Origin of the sequence: Saonia flava (assembly GCF_011927795.1) — a bacterium.
GTDB classification, from domain to species: domain Bacteria; phylum Bacteroidota; class Bacteroidia; order Flavobacteriales; family Flavobacteriaceae; genus Saonia; species Saonia flava.
The window spans coordinates 145840-163416 of sequence record NZ_JAATJJ010000002.1 but is presented as its reverse complement, the minus strand read 5'-3'; the positions used below and the strand labels follow the sequence as shown (position 1 = coordinate 163416).

The following is a 17577-nucleotide window of genomic DNA, read 5'->3' as shown; positions in this document are numbered from 1 at the left end:
AATTAATTTTGATTCCCAACAAGGTACACCCAACTGTTGTAATAAAAAAAACCCATCAACATGTGAGGGGTTTTTTTTGGTTAGATTGGAACTACAACCTTTTTATTTAGCTTCAAATAATTTCTAATATTTATGCACACTACCAGAAGCCGATTTTTTGGCCTGTACATTGGCGTCCCCAGAATATTTAATATCGGCTCCGCTACTGGCATCGGCAACTAGCGATTCTGTTACATTTACAGTGATATCTGCACCACTACTGGCATCCGCATTACATGTTTTGCTTACTAGGTCGTTTGCCTTTATATCGGAACCACTACTGGCATCTGCATACAACATATTGGTTTCCCCGGCCAACCTAATATCTGCACCACTACTGGCATCTGCCGATATTTCATCTGCAACCACCTCCAGTTTTAAATCAGCTCCACTACTAGAACTTAAGGATAGGTTGTCCGCTCTAATGATGTTGGTGGCGATTAGATCGGCCCCACTAGAACTACTTAAGCTTGTGATTTCTGGCATGGATACATAGACCTTTTTGGTGGCCCTACCAATGTTTTCAATGGCATGTATGCGGAGCTTTCCATTTTTGATATCAGTGCCAATAAGGTCAATAATGTTTTCATCGGCCTCTATTTCAATGCTAAAATCGTCCGCCTGTGTAACATACACGTCCAAACCTTCGGAAGCCCAAACCTCTGTGAATTCCTCAGATACTTCTCTTGTGTCTTCTGCAACTACTCCGTTGCCGTGTTTTCCGCTTCCAAAATTAATATCAAAAGCACAGGAGGACATAAAGAGTGCCATTAATAATGCGATTGCAATTTTTGCTACTGTTGTCATGATTGTTGTTTTTTAAGATTGATTAAAATTCTTGTTTTTTATTTGATGCTTATAGTATTAAATGCTGAACTGTTGAAAATTTGTACTGAATTGTAATATGGCTTAATCCTTGGCAATTGTCTTTTTTGTTGTGACCCCATCTTCTTCAATTTTCATTTCAAATTTGCCATCGTCACTATCTATATTAATGTCAACTTTGTCTTCATCATTATCCTTTGCTTTAATTTTAACACCATCTTCATTAATTTTCATTTTAAATGATTCACCATTGCCATTATCATTTATATTAATGTCAATACCTTGTCCGTTGATTCTAATCCTATTTTCATCATCATCGTCATTCCAACTTTGTTCTATTTCTTCCGGACAATCTTGGCATTTTAGTTCCCCGTCATTTCCCATTTTCCAAGTATATTCATCTACATCGCACCTACCAATGTTTTTGTCATTGTTGGTACTCCATCGGCAATTACGGCTTTCTTCAAAGTCTATAACCATGTTTTTTGGCACAAAAAGATTTATCCTGACTTCTTGGTCACTAAATCTAGTGCCATCATGGACAGTTAAAAAATCATTTAGAACAAGAGTGTTGCCTTCAACAACATATTTATATTCTATTTTAGTTGCTTTACCTCGTGCATCTTGGATTGATGACCCGTTAGCTTCTTTTCTTACCTCAATATGAATTAAGGAATCATTTGATTTTTTTATGCGAAACCTAACATCATTAGAGATTAATATTTTTTCACCATCTTCATCATATACCATTATCATATCGTTCATTCTAACATTGCCTCGGGCATCCCACAAATCCGATGATGCCAATGAAATGTTCAATGTATCTGGATTTGAGATGTGCAATTCATTTTTTGTAGTGACGCTTCCTGTATAAGCATGTGCGGCTGCTTCCCTAACTCCCATAACAATCAGTGCTATGATGGATATTAGCCAAAGTCCTAACAAAGAGAACTTTGCAATATTGCCAATGGATTTTAAATTGGTAATCAATATTTTTAATCCCAAATAGAGCAGGAAGAAAAAAGGAATACCAACGGCGAAGAACGTTAATAAGGAAACCAACCAAATGGGTGAATTGGTAGAATTAACGATAAAATCATCCATCCAAGGAAATTGAACCCAATCCAAGGTGCCTACTGTAAGTAGGCCAACAAAAAGACCTATTAATGTTGCTGCACCGGTAATGATTAAGATTATACCAATGAATTTTCCGAAGACTTTAAAAAGAAATAAAATGATGTCCCCTATAGTGTCAAAAAAAGTTTTGGAGCTGCTTTTAACTTTGTTGCCCATGCCATCATAGTCAACATTTTTCACCTTTTCGGTAACATCATCAAACCCCTCTTTAACTTTGCGTTCTATATTGCTGATGTTGATAGGCTTTCCCGTCATGTCCAATTTTTGTGACGTAGTAGCCGCTTCTGGAACCAATATCCACAACAAGATATAGGCAATAAAGCCAAAACCGGTAAAGACACCCAACAATAAGAAAATGATACGTATCCAAAGGGCATCAAAACCTAAATAGTGTTCTAGACCAGCACATACACCACCAATATACTTATGGTCTATGTCACGGTATAATTTTTTAACCCTTCCTGTGGTATCAGAAGTCTTGGCTTTGGGCTCATCTTCAAAAATATCCTCATCCACCATATAATCTTCTGGCTGTCCCATGATATTGATGACCTCGTCCACTTCTTTAGAGGTTATTACCTGTCTTTCATTTTCCATTTTTTCATGGAAAAGTTCAGCAACTCGAGCTTCTATGTCGGCAATTATTTCATCGCTTCCAGCGGTACCAGCAAAAGATCGCCTTATAGAGTCCAAATAGCGTTGCAATTTATTGTAGGCCTTTTCATCAATGTGAAAAAGCATATTTGCGAGATTTATATTTACTGTCTTGTTCATTACTTCTTTTGTTTTGTGTTGGTTACCAAGTTAACTGCTGTTCTAAGTTCGTCCCAGGTAATATTTAATTCCTTAAGAAAAATTTGGCCTGTTTCTGTAAGACCATAGTATTTACGTGGTGGTCCAGAGGTAGATTCTTCCCAACGATAGTTAAGAAGCCCAGCATTTTTAAGTCGTGTTAAAAGCGGATATATTGTACCTTCTACCACAAGCATTTTGGCATCCTTTAAGGTGCCCAGAATCTCGGAAGCATATTTGTCCTCTCCATTGAGAATAGAAAGAATGCAATATTCCAAAACCCCTTTTCGCATTTGTGCTTTTGTGTTTTCTACATTCATAGTTTCATGATTCTATTGATTTGACTGTTCGTTTTTTGATAATTCATTTTGGTTGATTGATGATTGATGATTGATTGATGAATAACTCCTGGTATTTATTTTATAAAATTAATTGTAAACGGATATTTAAAAGTTTGACCTTCATTGGTTCTAATAGTGGCCAATATGGTGTAAACTACATTGATAACGGTGATTGCGGCTTGCACTAACCCTGTTATCCCTAAGGGCCAAATAAAAGGGAAATGGTCTGTATCAAAATGTAGTCTAAAACTATCATGATGAAAATCGTTCCAACTAAGAAAACCCCCATCAAATAAATCTGGTAGAAATCCAATAAAGAAGGGAATGCTAATAGCTCCAAGTACTATTGAATAAAGCAACATGCTTATTTGAAAATTTAAAGCCTGCTTTCCGTTATAGTCCACAAATTTGTAATCTTTCTTGTTTGCCGTCCATAATATCAATGGCAGTATAAAATTTCCAAAAGGAATAAAATACCTGCTAAAGGTAGATGCATGGATAATTGCAGATAGGTTTCTTTCGTGTTTACTTAATGATTCTGTCATGGTTTTTAGATTGATGAATTCAATAACATAATATCTTCCTATGCAAATATATGGCTAAAAAAAGGTATTATGCAAAACATAGTACTAATATTTAACATAATATTAACATTTAATAATTCATCTATTTTAGGTACTTTTAGGGAAAATTAAAACAAGGATATGTCCAAAGAGACCAGTAAATATAATGCGTTTACCTTTTTTAAGTTACCAGCGGCATGGTGGTGCGGAGTACGTCTAAAATACATAGATGAACAAAAGGCAGTTGTGACAATAAAACACAAATGGTTTAACCAGAACCCATTTAAAAGTATGTTTTGGGCCGCACAAGGAATGGCGGCCGAGTTTAGCACGGGCACTATGGTTATTAACCAGATTAGAGATAGTGGGAGAAAAATATCCATGTTGGTAGCTAGCAATAAAGCCACTTTTTCTAAAAAGGCAACGGGCAGAATTACTTTTACCTGTGAGGATGGCCATTTAATTAAAGATGCTATTGACAAAACAGTCGCCAATGGAGAGGGTCAAACATTTTGGATGAAATCTATTGGGGTAAATGAAGATGGGGTAGTGGTGTCCACTTTTGAGTTTGAGTGGACGGTGAAACTAAAAAAATAAAAGTTGACTTGTAACAAAATTCAATTTCAACCAACTTATAATCAAATCAATTAAAATAGATCAAAGAACGAATATATGAATGCACACGAAATAGACTACGAAATTTACGGCGAAGAAATGCAGTATGTGGAGATAGAACTAGATCCCCAAGAAGCTGTTGTTGCCGAGGCCGGTACCTTTATGATGATGGATACGGATATACAGATGAACACTATTTTTGGGGATGGATCCAATCAGGACAATAGTGTATTGGGCAAGATTTTTTCCGCAGGAAAAAGGGTCTTGACAGGGGAAAGTCTTTTTATGACCTCGTTCCTTAATGTTGGCCAAGGGAAAAAGCAAGTGAGTTTTGCTTCGCCCTATCCAGGTAAAATTGTCCCCATCGATCTTTCCGAAAAAGGAGGAAAGTTCATCTGCCAAAAAGATGCTTTCTTATGTGCTGCCAAAGGAGTTTCCGTTGGTATAGAATTTTCCAAAAGACTGGGAAGAGGATTTTTTGGGGGAGAAGGTTTTATTATGCAAAAACTGGAAGGTGATGGCTTGGCTTTTGTGCATGCAGGGGGTACCATGGCCAAAAAAGTACTTGGACCTGGTGAGGTTTTAAAAGTAGATACAGGATGTATTGTAGGATTTTCCCAAACGGTAGATTATAATATTGAGTTTATAGGGGGAATAAGGAATACTGTTTTTGGCGGTGAAGGATTGTTTTTTGCTACCTTAAGAGGTCCGGGAACGGTTTATATCCAATCTTTGCCTTTTAGTAGATTGGCAAGTAGGGTATGGGCAGCAGCTCCAAAAGGAGGAGGAAAAGATAAAGGAGAAGGTAGTATTTTGGGGGGACTGGGAGACCTATTGGATGGAGATAACAGATTTTAATAAGCTTTTAATTTATATATTATGACAGCAAGGAATAAAACAATTACAGCCATACTATGGGCTTCAATAATAATAGCGAATAGTATTGTGACGGGTAGCAAAACAATGTTCATGATTTTAATCGTAGCAGCAACAATGAATATTTTATTGCCAAAAGAGGCTGCAAAAACTAAAACATGTGCAAAGTAGTGTTAGGTTTTCCTAACAAATAACTACTGCGACCCATTTGATGCTTTCATCAATCGTGCGGAAAGATCAGGATTTGTCATGTTCTTGTCTAATGGAAACATAGGTCTTTTGATGCGCTTATAGCCCAAACGTTCCAAATCTTGGTCTACCCCGCCTGGGGTTAATGCCATAATCCAATCCCCACGCATTTCATATAATTCGGGTACCAGATACCCAATTTTTACCACTACAATATCGCTTTCACGAGGATGGAGACCAAGTCGGGCAAAGTCGATTTCTCGGTGATATGGTTTACGTTTTTTGGTGACAATGACAGAAATACTTCCAATTTTTACCACCACTTCGGTTTCAGCATGTACATCGCCATGTTCTATGGCAGTGATAGTTCCTGTTAATTGTAAAGGGGGAGCAAAACGATGGTCGATTGCGGCACCGGCCATTGCGGATATTTTTTCACCCACACCCACTTTAATAGCTTCTTCAATAAATTCCGGTCCAGGGATTGATGCATAGATAAGGGAAGGGCCGTTTTCTAATTTAAACTCTGGTCTTGCCAATATTTCCTGAAGTGTCCAAGTAACATCACCGGCTCCACCAGCTGTTGGGTTATCACCCATATCACTGATCATATATGGTTTTTGATCACTGGATATGGCCATATCCAAACTTTCTTTTAACGTTGCTGTTGGAGCCACAAATTCAAATTGGGAACGTACATCCCAGAAACTTTGTGCTAGTTTTTCTGCACCCTCAGTCACTTGTTTTTGATTATCACCTGTGACCATTACCACAGCATGGTTGCGTGGTTCATCTGCCCACGCATAGCCAATCCAAATGGCAGCATCTATAACACCTTCTTGATGTGTAACGGAAGGAATTTGGGTATACAAGCTTTTTCCCGGTTCTATACGTGTGCTGGTCTTTTCACCCGGCAATAAAATTGGAACGGGAATCCACGCTTTATATCTTGGTTTTCCTTTTCCATTTTCAAGTCGCTCCAATAGGTTGTCAACAGCTCGCTTTTTTGATTCTATGGCATCCTCATGGGGGGCCATGCGATAACATGTAATTAAGTCTGTATGTTGAGCCAGTCTTTCAGAAACATTGCCATGAAGATCCATGGATGTCGATATTAATGTTTCTGTACCAATTTCTTTACGAATTCTGGAAATAAAATCCCCTTCTGGGTCATCCAGATCAACAACACTCATAGCTCCATGAATGTCAAAAAAGACCCCATCATATGGACCATTTTCAGCAAGCATTTTTAGGGTTTTACCCACTAAGGACTCATAGGCTTCTCGAGTGACAATGCCTCCCGGTAATGATTTGCCCACTAACAAGGGCACCCATTCTGCCCGATTACGATTTACAGAATCCATTGCTAGAAAGGGATATCTGGAAAAAATAGAGTCGCCTGTTTTTGCATGAAAAGCTTCTTCGGTACTTTGGGCAGGGGAGAAGGTGCTGGATTCAATACCAAGGCCTGCAATGGCAATTCTAGGAAGTTCCTTCTCTGATTCGCTACTAGGTTTAGGCTGTTGCTTACAGCTTATAGTTAAAAAAAGAATAAGCGCTATATATGGTACTAGTTTCATAGGTCAACTTTGATTGGATATCAATAATGGTATTCTTTTATGGAAGAATAAATATAACCATATCTAAGCAATGTACAGTTTTTTAAATGAGGGGATACAGACATAAACCCATACCTTTGGTTTTCATCTATAGCTGGATATTTTGAAAAACGGAAAAGTAAAGAACATTACAAAAGAGTTGTTGTCAGATAATTGGTACACGCTGAATAAAATCACTTTTGATTATCAAAAAGAGGATGGCACATGGGAGACCCAACAACGAGAAGCCTATGATAGGGGTAATGGCGCAGCCATTCTTTTGTACAACAAGAAAAAGGGAACAGTGGTTTTAACAAGACAGTTTCGCATGCCAACATATGTAAATGGGAATGAAACAGGGATGATGATAGAAGCCTGTGCCGGACTTTTGGATGGGGACCACCCAGAAGACTGTATAAAAAAGGAAGTGGAGGAAGAGACAGGATATAAAATAAATCAGGTTGAAAAAGTAATGGAATCTTATATGTCACCCGGTTCTGTCACGGAAATCCTTTACTTTTTTATTGGGGCCTATGAGGAAAAAATGAAAGTTAGCGAGGGTGGCGGTGCCGATGACGAAAGTGAAAACATAGAGGTTTTGGAAATGTCTTTTAATGAAGCCGTGGGGATGATAAAAACAGGAGAAATTAAAGATTCAAAAACTATTATGTTGTTGCAATATGCACAAATAAATAATCTACTTTCCTAGTAGGTGTCCCTAATGTGTTCAAAAATAGATTGCATGCGGATTTTAACTTCCGTAGTTGGCTTTCTGAAATGATTGTTCATAAAGCTAAAAATTAGGGTTTTTCCAGAGTTGGTCAATAAATAACCACTTAGACAATAGTTGTTCCCCAACGACCCAGATTTTGCATAGATATACGGGCCATGGATTCCATTGTACCAATCTTTCATTGTGCCTTCATCTCCACCAGATGGAAAAATTGAGTATAATCTTTCTTTGGGGACATTCGAATAAAGCTGGTTTAAAATATCTAAAATGGATTCTGGGGTAAATAAATTGTATCTGGAAAGCCCTGAACCATCTACCCATCTTGGTTGCTGTTTTAGATTTAATAGTTCATTTTCCAAAATATGTTCTATGCTTTTTGAACTAGTTAATGTATCTGATAAGGTAGAAGAACCAAGTACCAACAATTGCTCTGCAATGAAGTTATCGCTTTGGTGCATCATTCTTTTGTAAAGAGAATCGGAAGAAATACTATATAGTGTTTTCTTTCCCCCCTCGGGCATTCTATTTATTACAGATACTTTCTTTTGTAGTACCTCCTCCAATAATTCTTTTGTATGTAAGGAATCAATAATAAAGGGTACTTCCAAGGTATCTTCTCTTGATGGTTCAAAAAAGAAGCTGTTGTTAAAGGCTTTTCTATTTTTTGGTTGTTTTAGCTCCCCTACCTTATTTCTAAAATAACTAGGAATTACATGTAATGAATCATTTTTAAAAATAGTCACAACATTTCCGTAGATGGGGAAACTATTTCTTTCAGGCGAAAAATAAAGGTCGTAATCTTCCCATGCCCATCCTGGTCCATATTTTTCTTCTTCATAATTATTGAAATGAAAGGCAATGTTTTTATACTGTTTTAAAAACTTAATAGAAGAACTGTCGTTATAAGAAGAATGAAGTAAAGAAGGATCTCCAGTACCTTCTGCATATATTGTATCGTTCTTAACTAAATATTTTAATGAAGGGATGCTATCTGGTAATAATTTTAAAGAAGCATACAATGTGAAAATTTTGGTGTTGCTGGCCGGTGTAAAATATTTATTGGAATTGTGCTGAAAAATTGTGTCTTTAGTCAAGGGATCAAAAAGAATAACTCCTGTAAAAGAATTTTCAAAAAAACTGGAATTCAACCTAAGGCCAATGTTTTTTTTTATTACCCTACTCTTTTTGGAAGAGGCACATCCTTGTAAGAGCAACAAACCAAGTAATGTAAAAAGTAGATTTCTCGTAAATTGCACAGAAACAGTGAGTTTTAATTTTTGTAAAACGAATTTAACAAGAATTTATCCAATTTTTAACTAAAGCCAAGCAATAGTTTTAATCTTTTTTAGTTAAATTAGAGGCAACAACCTAATCAATTTAAATCATATGGATATGGCGAGAGCTATGCTAGAATACACCAAAACTGTACTCCAAAAAGTTAGTTTTGATGCTAAATTATTCAGTAAAGAACTAAAAAAAGCAATTTCTAGATTATTACCCAATGAGATTGAAGAACTAAAAGTTTGGTTACAACATTTTATAAATGATAAACCAGAACTTAAACAGAGCCTAATTTATTTGAAGGCATGAAAATTTAAAACCGCTTTTTTTAAAAGCGGTTTTTTTATTTAAGACAAGCAACCATTTATCATTTTAATATCTTATAATATATACACTTGTTAAATTATGAGGTATCTATCCCTATTTATTTTTCTTCTTTGGGTTAGCTGTGAGAAAGAAAATGGCCAGGTCATTGATAATGAAATAGAGCTTTCCAAAACTAATTTGTTGGGAAAATGGAAGCTTGAAGCTACAAGGGTGAGCCCTGGTTATCCTGTGGATTGGTCTATGGTGGAAAATGGTAATGAATTCATTTTTCTTATGGATGGTTCATATACTGAATATGATTCCAAAAAGCCCAGTGGAATAAGTGGAGGAATTTATTCTATTGAGGACCAGGAATTTTATGGTACTGTTTTACTACTAAAATATGAGTATTTGGATCAACAACATGAAAACAGGTATACCGTAGAATTGAGCTCAAAAAAAATGATTATGAGCGGAGTAGGATGTATTGAAGGCTGTTCTTATAGTTATAAAAGAATAAACTAGTTTATTTCCCTACAGGGCTTATAATTTTTACATCCTGAAATTTAATAGCTCCCCTTACTATTCCCGAAATAACATCTCTCAAAGCCTCGGTAATTTGTATTTTAAGCTCATTTTTATGATAAATAAGACTAATTTCCCGAGCCGGTGACGGAATGTTAAAATGTTTTAGGTTCTTTTTTTTATTTTCATCTAGTTCCAATGTATTTAAGTAGGGTATTAAGGTCATTCCCAAACCTTCATTTGCTAAATTTATCAAAGTCTCAAAACTCCCGCTTTGTAATTGAAAATGCTCATCCTCATGTTTCTTTGGGGTGTTGCACAAATTAATGACCCCATCCCTAAAGCAATGGCCATCCCTTAATAAAAGAATATCCTTGATGTCCAAATCTTCTGGATTGAGCATTTTGGCGTCTTTTAATCTATGATTGTTGGGAACATAACCTACAAAAGGTTCGTAATACAAAGGTCTCTCCTTAAGAAACTCAATTTCCAAAGGAGTAGCAACAATAGCGCCATCAATATGGCCATCTTGTATATTTCGTATGAGACTTTCTGTACTTTGCTCTTTTATAATAAGATTAATTTTTGGGTATTTATTTATAAAGGTCTTTAGAAACATGGGCAAGAGTGTGGGCATAACCGTTGGGATAATTCCAAGGATATATTCCCCGCCTATAAACCCCTTTTCTTGATCAACAATGTCTTTTATACGATTGGCTTCATTTACAATATTTTTTGCCTGTTCCACTATTTTTTTTCCAACCTCCGTTACCTTAATGGGTTTTTTGCTACGGTCAAAAATCAATATGTCCAATTCATCTTCAAGCTTTTGAACTTGCATGCTTAATGTAGGTTGGGTAACATAGCTTTTTTCTGCAGCCAAAGTAAAATTTTGGTGTTCGGCCACAGAGAGCACATATTGTAATTGGGTAATGGTCATGAATAATAATTTTAGATGATAAAAGTATAAAAACTATCAATAAAATTTATGATAAATATGAATTTATATTCATTAAATTTATAATGAAACCAAAAGAGATAAAATAATGAAACTAAATAGTATAGGATTAAGTGCGGAAAAATCACACATATTAAGTGGGGAACTAAATGGATTGTTGGCAAACTTCCAACGATATTATCAGAATTTAAGAGGCATACATTGGAATATAAAAGGGAAACGTTTTTTTGACTTACATATTAAGTTTGAAGAACTTTACACAGATGCCAATATTAAGGTGGATATGATAGCTGAACGGATTCTTACCTTAGGAGGAATACCATACCATACGTTCGAGGATTATATTGAAAATTCAAAAGTTCCAGTTGGGAAAAAAATTAGCCAAGATGAAAATGCCATTAGATTGATCGTAGATTCCATTAAAGAATTGTTATTGATCGAAAGAAGAATTTTAGGTTTATCCGATGAAGCAAATGATGAGGGAACCAATTCTATGATGAGCGATTTTATTACGGAACAGGAAAAAACGGTTTGGATGATGAAGGCCTGGTTGGCAGAGGATATTTAATTTAGTTTAGGGTAATTAAAAAAGGCTTGCCAAATGGCAAGCCTTTTTTGTTGATTTTTTGATTGATGTATGTCATTTAAAAACGGATTTCTAGATCCATGTCCGTATTGGTTACTTCAAATTTTGCAGATTCAAAAGTTGGAGGTCCATAGCTCATGGGGTTATTGGACATTCCATAGTGTTCTTGTGGCATTCCAGCAGCATCAAAATCCATTCTCCTGTTTTCATTTGCATCATGTAAAGCCATAATAGCATAGTTTCCGGGAGCAACGTTTTCAATGGTAAATGTTACTTTTCCATTCTCAATAACACTTTCCACATTTTGAATACCAGGGCCTTTCATAAAGGTGTCCGCTGTGTGAAGAGAAACCATTACTTTGCCCTCATTGCTTTGTACATTATCAATGGACACTGTAAGGCTTACATTTTCTTGTGCAGTAGAAATAAAACTTGTTAATAGACATCCTACAATAAATAGTGCTTTTTTCATTTTGTTTGCTTTTTAATGCTGAATTAATTTCAGTATGTGGTTAATATCACTACAAAGATGTAAACGCAGCTTTGTTTTTTGAAATCTCTATTGCCGAATTGTTGAATTTACTTCCTGAATTGTATAGGCACTTTCCCCGTTTCATTTCAATCCAAAAAAACAACAGTTCGGTATTTCTTAATTGAATCATGATGGCTTTGTCGTCAATTTTGTCCCATCAACAAAAACGAGCAGTCATGAAAAAAATCACACTATTTACTTTTACTTTATTACTTACATTTATAGGATTTGGGCAGAACTCCATAACTGGAACAGTCACCAATGACAAAGAGGAACCCATTGTTGGGGCCAATGTTTACTTGGAGGGTACTTATGACGGCAGTTCCACAGATGAGAATGGTTATTTTACTTTTGAAACCTCTGAGTCTGGTTCCCAGACATTGGTCATTTCCATGCTTTCTTATGAAACCCATTATGAAATGGGAGAGGTTACTTACTTTAAGGACTTAAAAATACAATTGGTTGAGGCCATGAATACCTTAACTGGTGTAACTTTAACCGCTGGAACTTTTGAGGCTGGGGATAATTCAAAGGTTTCTGTATTAAAGCCTTTGGATATTGTTACTACAGCTGGAGCTGCAGGGGATTTTATTGGGGCATTGCAAACTTTACCGGGAACATCAACGGTAAATGAAGATGGACGTCTCTTCGTAAGAGGTGGAGCTGCAGGGGAGACTCAAATTTTTATTGATGGTCTTCGTGTTTTTCAGCCCTTTAGCCCTACAGCCAATAATGTACCAACAAGAGGCCGATTTTCCCCATTCCTTTTTAAAGGGATAACATTTAGTACGGGAGGGTATTCTGCAGAATACGGACAAGCTCTGTCCAGTGTACTGCTATTAAACTCTACAGACGTTCCTGATCAAGAAAAAACAGATATTTCCTTAATGTCAGTTGGTGGTGGTATAGGACATACAGAAATATGGGGAAACGAATCTTTGAGCATTAACACATCCTATGTAAATCTGGCACCTTACCAAGCACTGGTGCTACCAAACAGGGGAACTCGCTGGAACAAACCATATGAAACCTTTTCAGGGGAAGCCATATACAGAAATAAGGGCGAACGTAGTATGTTTAAATTATATTCTGCATTTTCACATTCCAATTTTGATATTGAGCAAGAGGATATCAATTATGATGACTATGTACGTTTTAATCTAAAAAACAACAACATTTATTTTAATGCCAATTACAAGCACTTCTTTGAAAACAACTGGACAATGTTTACAGGAGCCAGTATTTCCAGCGATACAAACGATATTGGGATAGAGGAAGATGATGTTAATTCCAAAGAAACAGCATCACACCTAAAAGCTACATTGACCAAAAGTTTTAACAGTAGGTTTAACTTAAATTTTGGCGCAGAATACTTCAATACCAACTATGATGATACTTTTACAAATGTGGATGGATTTACTTTAGATAGTGGTTTTGATGACCAAATAATTGCAGGATTCTCTGAGGCTGATATTTTCTTTAATAACGATTTGGCAGTGAAATTAGGCGTTAGGGCAGAACATAGCTCGGTTCTGGATAAGTTTTTGGTTTCCCCTAGAGTTTCTTTGGCCTACAAGAGCAGTGAAAAAGGACAATTTTCATTGGCATACGGCGATTTTTATCAAAATCCATTAAATGACTATTTAAAATATGACCAAGATTTAAGTCCAGAGAAAACATCGCACTATATTTTAAATTATCAACATGTGGGTGATGGAAAGACATTTAGGGCGGAGGCTTACTATAAAGATTATGATAAACTAGTAAAGTATGATACAGAACTTGCTCAATTTAATTCTGATTTTAACAATGATGGTAGCGGTTACGCCAGTGGATTGGATATATTCTGGAGAGATAACAAGAACATAAAAAATTTGGACTATTGGGTTTCTTATTCTTATTTGAATACGGAACGTGATTTTAGAAATTTTAGAGAGAAGGCCACCCCTAATTTTGCTCCCAAACATAGTTTCTCTTTAGTGACCAAGTATTGGATAGATGATTTGCGATCTCAAGTAGGGATGTCATACAATTATGGCTCAGGAAGATCATATGATAATCCAAACACTATGTCTTTTATGTCAGAAAAAACCAAGGCTTACAATAACCTAAGTGTTAATTGGGCCTATTTAATTTCTCCCCAAAAAATATTGTATTTCTCGGTAAGTAATGTATTGGGCTTAAACAATGTCAACGGATATCAATATTCCAGAACACCCAACGCAAATGGAAATTTTGACCGAAGGGCCATTACTCCAACTGCGGACAGTTTCTTTTTTGTAGGGTTCTTTTGGACCATTAGTAAGGATGGTAAAAGCAATCAATTGGATAACCTCTAGGGAAACTTGATTTCATAAAAAAGGGCTATTCTATAACATTGGAATAGCCCTTTAATAGTTTAGATAGAATTATTGAACAGTATAAGAAGTTCTTATCACTTGGGACAATCTAAAATAACCATTTGCATAGTTGTCGGGAGTTGTTAGATTTATACAGTTTCCTTTTAATGCAACAGGAGTTGAACTAAACGGACCATCACTTTCAGTTTGCTCTATAAGTATGGACATATAATTGTAATATGCATCAGAAATACCATAAAAATTAATAGCTACCACATCACCAGGAGCCAATGGTTCTATATTTTCATATTCATCTTCTTCAATCTCGTACCACCAATCAATTTCATTACCGTTTACAAACTCATCATCACCTACCTCCAAATACGGTAAAAGATCTCCTTGTCTTTGAAATTTAAAGAAATAATAATTTTCCTCCTCCTCAGGATCCGTAAAAATGGTGCTTATTTCAATTGCCTCCTCATCAAAACCTTTGTCTTTGGATTGTACTATGTCCGTGATATCTGTAACTGACATTAATTTTTCCGTAGCACTGTAAATATCACCGTTATAAATAACTTCTAGAGTATAGGAATCATCTAGAATTGGGACAAAGGTGTCGTTAGTGTAGTTGCCATTATTTTGATCAGCAAATATGAATTCTGCGCCATCTGCATCATGGGTTACTTTAACAGAGGCCCCGGTCACAATGGAATTTGTGGTTGTATCAAAATATGGGGTGGATGTACTCAGCTTGATAGTCTGGTTATTTCCTACTGTGCCTTTTTCCCAATCTAGAGATGCCTCAATTACCAATCTGGCCGGGGCGTTTTGCACATCAACATCTATTACATCTGTACAGCTCGCAAGAGCTATGGTTAAAAACAGGATTGATATTCTTATATATTGTTTCATTGTATTAAAATTTAAAATTATAGGTTGCAGAGGGTACTATTCCAAAAATGGCAGTTCTCGTTGCTTCATTTGCACCAGTTTCTAAATTTTGCCCAAAGCTAATGGACGCAGCATTCTTCTGGTTATAGATATTGTATATTCCAAATACCCATTCTCCCCGAATCCTCTTATGAGGTTTTCTATTGGGAGTATAAGTGGCAGAAATGTCCAATCTATGGTAGGCCGGCAATCTGTCAGAATTTCTAGGGGCAAAACTGGTAACGGAAATCCCCTCATATTCATACTGTCCATTGGGGTAGGTTACGGGTCGTCCTGTTTGGAATACCATATTGGTGCCAAAACTCCATTTATCGTTTAACTTATAAGCGCCTGTTATGGATAAATCATGTGTTCTATCATATGATGTGTTATACCAATCCCCATCACTTATGCCGAGTCCACCAGCATTGCCTCCTGGAGTTCTTTGTTCAGATTTGGATAGGGTATAGGCAATCCAACCTGTAAAGTCCCCTTCATTTTTACGAAGTAACAGTTCTAAACCATAAGATCTGGATTCACCATTTAAAATCTCTTGTTCAATAGTATTGTTTCCAATTAGGTCGGAGCCATCAATGTAATCAATTCTATTGTCAACAGTTTTATAATAAATTTCGGACTCCAAAGAATATTTGCCTCCCATGAAATTTCTAAAATATCCCAATGCGTATTGATCGGATAATTGAGGCTTTATATATTTTCCACTAGGTGTCCATACATCTAGAGGGGTTACACTGGAGGTGTTAGAAAGTAAGTGGATGTATTGCGCCGCCCTAGAATAACCCGCTTTTAATGACGAATCATCATTTAATTGATATGCTAAAGAAGCCCTAGGTTCTATATTCCCATAATTAGCGATAGTTTTTCCCTTGTCATAATTGGTTTCACCAATTGACTCACCCCTTTCATAAATCCCTAAAAAGGGATTGTATACAACTGGCAGATCGTTGGCATAATCCGTCATGGCCTGACCTCCCAATCTACTAAAAGTGCTGTACCTAAACCCGTACTGGGCAGTAAGCTTATTGGTGAGTTTATGCTCGGCGTTTATGTAGACACCACTTTCCAAGGCCTTTTTTCGGTCTAAAGAGAGTGGATTAATAGCGGACGTTTCCGTTGTAGGCCTTATTTGACCAGGGTCAAAATCATAATAGATACTGCTTACCCCAAAGTCTAATTTATATGTGTCGCTTACATAGTATTTTAGATCATACTTTATATTGAAATTTTCTATGGCGGATATCCAATCGAATTCAGCAAATGTTAGACCTAAATCATAATCATATTTACTATAGATAAGAGACAGATTGGAGAAAAGACGTTCATTAAAAATATGGTTCCATCTTAAATTACCCGATAAATTGCCATAACTACTATTAAAACTATTACCAATATTAAAGGCATCCCTGCCAAAATAACCAGATAAATATAACCTGTTGTTTTCATTGATTCCGTAGTTGCTTTTTAGGTTTAAATCATAAAAACTTACGGCATCTTCTTCCCCGGCAGCTTTTAACAGATGGTGTACATAAGAAGCTCTACCTGCAACTAAAAAAGAACCTTTATTGTTGAACATAGGCCCTTCTGCTGCCAATCTGCTTGAGATTAGACCAAGACCACCTGTCATAGCAAAGTTCTTATTGTTTCCATCTTTTTGTCGGATATCCAAAACCGATGAAACCCGACCTCCAAAACGGGCAGGAATACCGCCTTTGTAGAGTTTCATGTCTTTAATGGCATCTGCATTAAAAATAGAAAAGAAACCAAGCATATGAGAGGAGTTGTAAATAATGGCTTCATCCAAAAGAACCAAATTTTGGTCTGCAGCACCGCCACGAACATGAAATCCACTTGAACCTTCACCATTATTGGTAACCCCTGGGAGCATTTGTAATGATTTTAGAACGTCTACTTCACCCAAAACCACAGGCATTTGCTTTACCGTGTTAATATTTAATTTGTTGACACTTACCTCTGCCTTTCTAAGGTTAACACGTTCCTTTTCCTCATCGGTGACAACAACTTCATTTAATTCGGTAGAAAATTCTTGAAGTTCTATATTTAGTTTCATATTGGACTCCAATGTTATTTCTTGCCTAAAATCAGAATAGCCCATATAAGAAACTACCAAAGTATAAGTGCCTTTTGGAGCGGTAATGGAATAAAACCCATATTCATTGCTAATACCACCAATAGAGGTGTCTTTTAGATAAATTGAAGTGCCAAATAGGGATTCTCCATTAATTTTGTCGGCAATAGTACCACTAACCGTAAAACTTTCCTGTGCCGTTAGAAAGGAAGTGGAAAATAGAATTAATAAAATGATTTTTTTCATGTAACTGTTTTTTGATTGTTTAACTATAGACAGCCCAAAAAGGATAGGGTTGCACATGA

General features: G+C 36.2%; 18 protein-coding genes. 8 read left to right on the top strand and 10 right to left on the bottom strand.

Annotation, left to right across the window (positions count from 1 at the left end):
- Positions 1–123: 123 nt before the first annotated feature.
- From GGR42_RS12830 to GGR42_RS12815, 4 genes are all read right to left on the bottom strand, one after another.
- Positions 124–846, bottom strand: coding sequence for a head GIN domain-containing protein (locus GGR42_RS12830; RefSeq protein ID WP_167964823.1), 723 nt, complete (start codon positions 844–846; stop codon positions 124–126).
- A 102-nt stretch (positions 847–948) separates the two neighbouring features.
- The gene (locus tag GGR42_RS12825) at positions 949–2775 is read right to left on the bottom strand and encodes a PspC domain-containing protein (RefSeq protein ID WP_167964821.1); all 1827 of its coding nucleotides are present in this window, start codon (positions 2773–2775) and stop codon (positions 949–951) included.
- Positions 2775–3113, bottom strand: a complete 339-nt coding sequence (locus GGR42_RS12820; protein WP_167964818.1) for a PadR family transcriptional regulator — start codon at positions 3111–3113, stop codon at positions 2775–2777. Before GGR42_RS12820 ends, GGR42_RS12825 begins: the two co-directional genes overlap by 1 nt.
- Positions 3114–3208: 95 nt before the next feature.
- Entirely contained in the window at positions 3209–3679 is a 471-nt protein-coding gene (locus GGR42_RS12815; protein WP_167964815.1) for a DUF4870 domain-containing protein, read from the bottom strand.
- 159 nt (positions 3680–3838) lie between these two features.
- On the opposite strand from GGR42_RS12815, the gene GGR42_RS12810 reads away from it, so the two are divergent.
- From GGR42_RS12810 to GGR42_RS12800, 3 genes are all read left to right on the top strand, one after another.
- The gene (locus GGR42_RS12810; protein ID WP_167964812.1) at positions 3839–4294 is read left to right on the top strand and encodes a DUF4442 domain-containing protein; all 456 of its coding nucleotides are present in this window, start codon (positions 3839–3841) and stop codon (positions 4292–4294) included.
- A gap of 75 nt (positions 4295–4369) precedes the next feature.
- On the top strand, positions 4370–5170 hold the full coding sequence (locus GGR42_RS12805; RefSeq protein ID WP_167964810.1) for a TIGR00266 family protein: 801 nt from the start codon (positions 4370–4372) through the stop codon (positions 5168–5170).
- 21 nt (positions 5171–5191) lie between these two features.
- Positions 5192–5359, top strand: coding sequence for a hypothetical protein (locus GGR42_RS12800; protein ID WP_167964807.1), 168 nt, complete (start codon positions 5192–5194; stop codon positions 5357–5359).
- A 23-nt stretch (positions 5360–5382) separates the two neighbouring features.
- On the opposite strand, the gene GGR42_RS12795 is transcribed toward GGR42_RS12800, so the two are convergent.
- Entirely contained in the window at positions 5383–6957 is a 1575-nt protein-coding gene (locus tag GGR42_RS12795) for a M81 family metallopeptidase (protein ID WP_167964805.1), read from the bottom strand.
- A 142-nt stretch (positions 6958–7099) separates the two neighbouring features.
- Here GGR42_RS12795 and nudK point away from each other — a divergent pair, with 142 nt between their 5' ends.
- The gene (nudK, locus tag GGR42_RS12790) at positions 7100–7684 is read left to right on the top strand and encodes a GDP-mannose pyrophosphatase NudK (protein WP_167964803.1); all 585 of its coding nucleotides are present in this window, start codon (positions 7100–7102) and stop codon (positions 7682–7684) included.
- On the opposite strand, the gene GGR42_RS12785 is transcribed toward nudK, so the two are convergent.
- Positions 7681–8964: a D-alanyl-D-alanine carboxypeptidase gene (locus tag GGR42_RS12785; RefSeq protein WP_167964801.1), complete on the bottom strand. Its 1284-nt coding sequence runs from the start codon at positions 8962–8964 to the stop codon at positions 7681–7683. The two genes, nudK and GGR42_RS12785, sit on opposite strands and share 4 nt — an antisense overlap.
- A 136-nt stretch (positions 8965–9100) precedes the next feature.
- On the opposite strand from GGR42_RS12785, the gene GGR42_RS12780 reads away from it, so the two are divergent.
- Both GGR42_RS12780 and GGR42_RS12775 read left to right on the top strand, forming a co-directional pair.
- Positions 9101–9298, top strand: a complete 198-nt coding sequence (locus GGR42_RS12780) for a hypothetical protein (RefSeq protein ID WP_167964799.1) — start codon at positions 9101–9103, stop codon at positions 9296–9298.
- A 96-nt stretch (positions 9299–9394) separates the two neighbouring features.
- A complete protein-coding gene (locus GGR42_RS12775; RefSeq protein WP_167964797.1) occupies positions 9395–9820 on the top strand; it encodes a hypothetical protein in 426 nt (141 codons plus the stop codon).
- Position 9821: 1 nt separating this feature from the next.
- Here GGR42_RS12775 and GGR42_RS12770 read toward each other — a convergent pair whose 3' ends face one another.
- Positions 9822–10760 (bottom strand): LysR substrate-binding domain-containing protein, encoded by a 939-nt coding sequence (locus GGR42_RS12770; protein ID WP_167964795.1) that lies wholly within the window; start codon positions 10758–10760, stop codon positions 9822–9824.
- Between the two features lie 106 nt (positions 10761–10866).
- Between GGR42_RS12770 and GGR42_RS12765 the strand changes: the two genes are divergently transcribed.
- Positions 10867–11346, top strand: a complete 480-nt coding sequence (locus tag GGR42_RS12765) for a Dps family protein (RefSeq protein ID WP_167964793.1) — start codon at positions 10867–10869, stop codon at positions 11344–11346.
- Between the two features lie 76 nt (positions 11347–11422).
- On the opposite strand, the gene GGR42_RS12760 is transcribed toward GGR42_RS12765, so the two are convergent.
- Positions 11423–11836: a DUF2141 domain-containing protein gene (locus GGR42_RS12760; RefSeq protein WP_167964791.1), complete on the bottom strand. Its 414-nt coding sequence runs from the start codon at positions 11834–11836 to the stop codon at positions 11423–11425.
- Between the two features lie 236 nt (positions 11837–12072).
- Here GGR42_RS12760 and GGR42_RS12755 point away from each other — a divergent pair, with 236 nt between their 5' ends.
- Positions 12073–14235 (top strand): TonB-dependent receptor, encoded by a 2163-nt coding sequence (locus GGR42_RS12755; protein ID WP_167964789.1) that lies wholly within the window; start codon positions 12073–12075, stop codon positions 14233–14235.
- A 69-nt stretch (positions 14236–14304) separates the two neighbouring features.
- Here the strand turns inward: GGR42_RS12755 and GGR42_RS12750 are convergent, their stop codons facing one another.
- Together GGR42_RS12750 and GGR42_RS12745 are read right to left on the bottom strand one after the other, a co-directional pair.
- Positions 14305–15147, bottom strand: a complete 843-nt coding sequence (locus tag GGR42_RS12750) for a DUF4249 family protein (protein ID WP_167964787.1) — start codon at positions 15145–15147, stop codon at positions 14305–14307.
- 4 nt (positions 15148–15151) lie between these two features.
- Positions 15152–17518, bottom strand: a complete 2367-nt coding sequence (locus GGR42_RS12745) for a TonB-dependent receptor (protein ID WP_167964785.1) — start codon at positions 17516–17518, stop codon at positions 15152–15154.
- Positions 17519–17577: the final 59 nt, after the last annotated feature.

Excerpts from the sequence above, each read along its gene's own strand:
- GGR42_RS12795 (WP_167964805.1), bottom strand. The coding sequence starts at position 6,957 with ATGAAACTAGTACCATATATAGCGCTTATTCTTTTTTTAACTATAAGC.
- GGR42_RS12760 (WP_167964791.1), bottom strand. The coding sequence starts at position 11,836 with ATGAAAAAAGCACTATTTATTGTAGGATGTCTATTAACAAGTTTTATT.
- GGR42_RS12830 (WP_167964823.1), bottom strand. The coding sequence starts at position 846 with ATGACAACAGTAGCAAAAATTGCAATCGCATTATTAATGGCACTCTTT.
- GGR42_RS12825 (WP_167964821.1), bottom strand. The coding sequence starts at position 2,775 with ATGAACAAGACAGTAAATATAAATCTCGCAAATATGCTTTTTCACATT.
- GGR42_RS12815 (WP_167964815.1), bottom strand. The coding sequence starts at position 3,679 with ATGACAGAATCATTAAGTAAACACGAAAGAAACCTATCTGCAATTATC.
- GGR42_RS12770 (WP_167964795.1), bottom strand. The coding sequence starts at position 10,760 with ATGACCATTACCCAATTACAATATGTGCTCTCTGTGGCCGAACACCAA.
- GGR42_RS12745 (WP_167964785.1), bottom strand. The coding sequence starts at position 17,518 with ATGAAAAAAATCATTTTATTAATTCTATTTTCCACTTCCTTTCTAACG.
- GGR42_RS12750 (WP_167964787.1), bottom strand. The coding sequence starts at position 15,147 with ATGAAACAATATATAAGAATATCAATCCTGTTTTTAACCATAGCTCTT.
- GGR42_RS12820 (WP_167964818.1), bottom strand. The coding sequence starts at position 3,113 with ATGAATGTAGAAAACACAAAAGCACAAATGCGAAAAGGGGTTTTGGAA.
- GGR42_RS12775 (WP_167964797.1), top strand. The coding sequence starts at position 9,395 with ATGAGGTATCTATCCCTATTTATTTTTCTTCTTTGGGTTAGCTGTGAG.
- GGR42_RS12800 (WP_167964807.1), top strand. The coding sequence starts at position 5,192 with ATGACAGCAAGGAATAAAACAATTACAGCCATACTATGGGCTTCAATA.
- GGR42_RS12755 (WP_167964789.1), top strand. The coding sequence starts at position 12,073 with ATGAAAAAAATCACACTATTTACTTTTACTTTATTACTTACATTTATA.
- GGR42_RS12780 (WP_167964799.1), top strand. The coding sequence starts at position 9,101 with ATGGCGAGAGCTATGCTAGAATACACCAAAACTGTACTCCAAAAAGTT.
- GGR42_RS12805 (WP_167964810.1), top strand. The coding sequence starts at position 4,370 with ATGAATGCACACGAAATAGACTACGAAATTTACGGCGAAGAAATGCAG.
- GGR42_RS12810 (WP_167964812.1), top strand. The coding sequence starts at position 3,839 with ATGTCCAAAGAGACCAGTAAATATAATGCGTTTACCTTTTTTAAGTTA.
- GGR42_RS12765 (WP_167964793.1), top strand. The coding sequence starts at position 10,867 with ATGAAACTAAATAGTATAGGATTAAGTGCGGAAAAATCACACATATTA.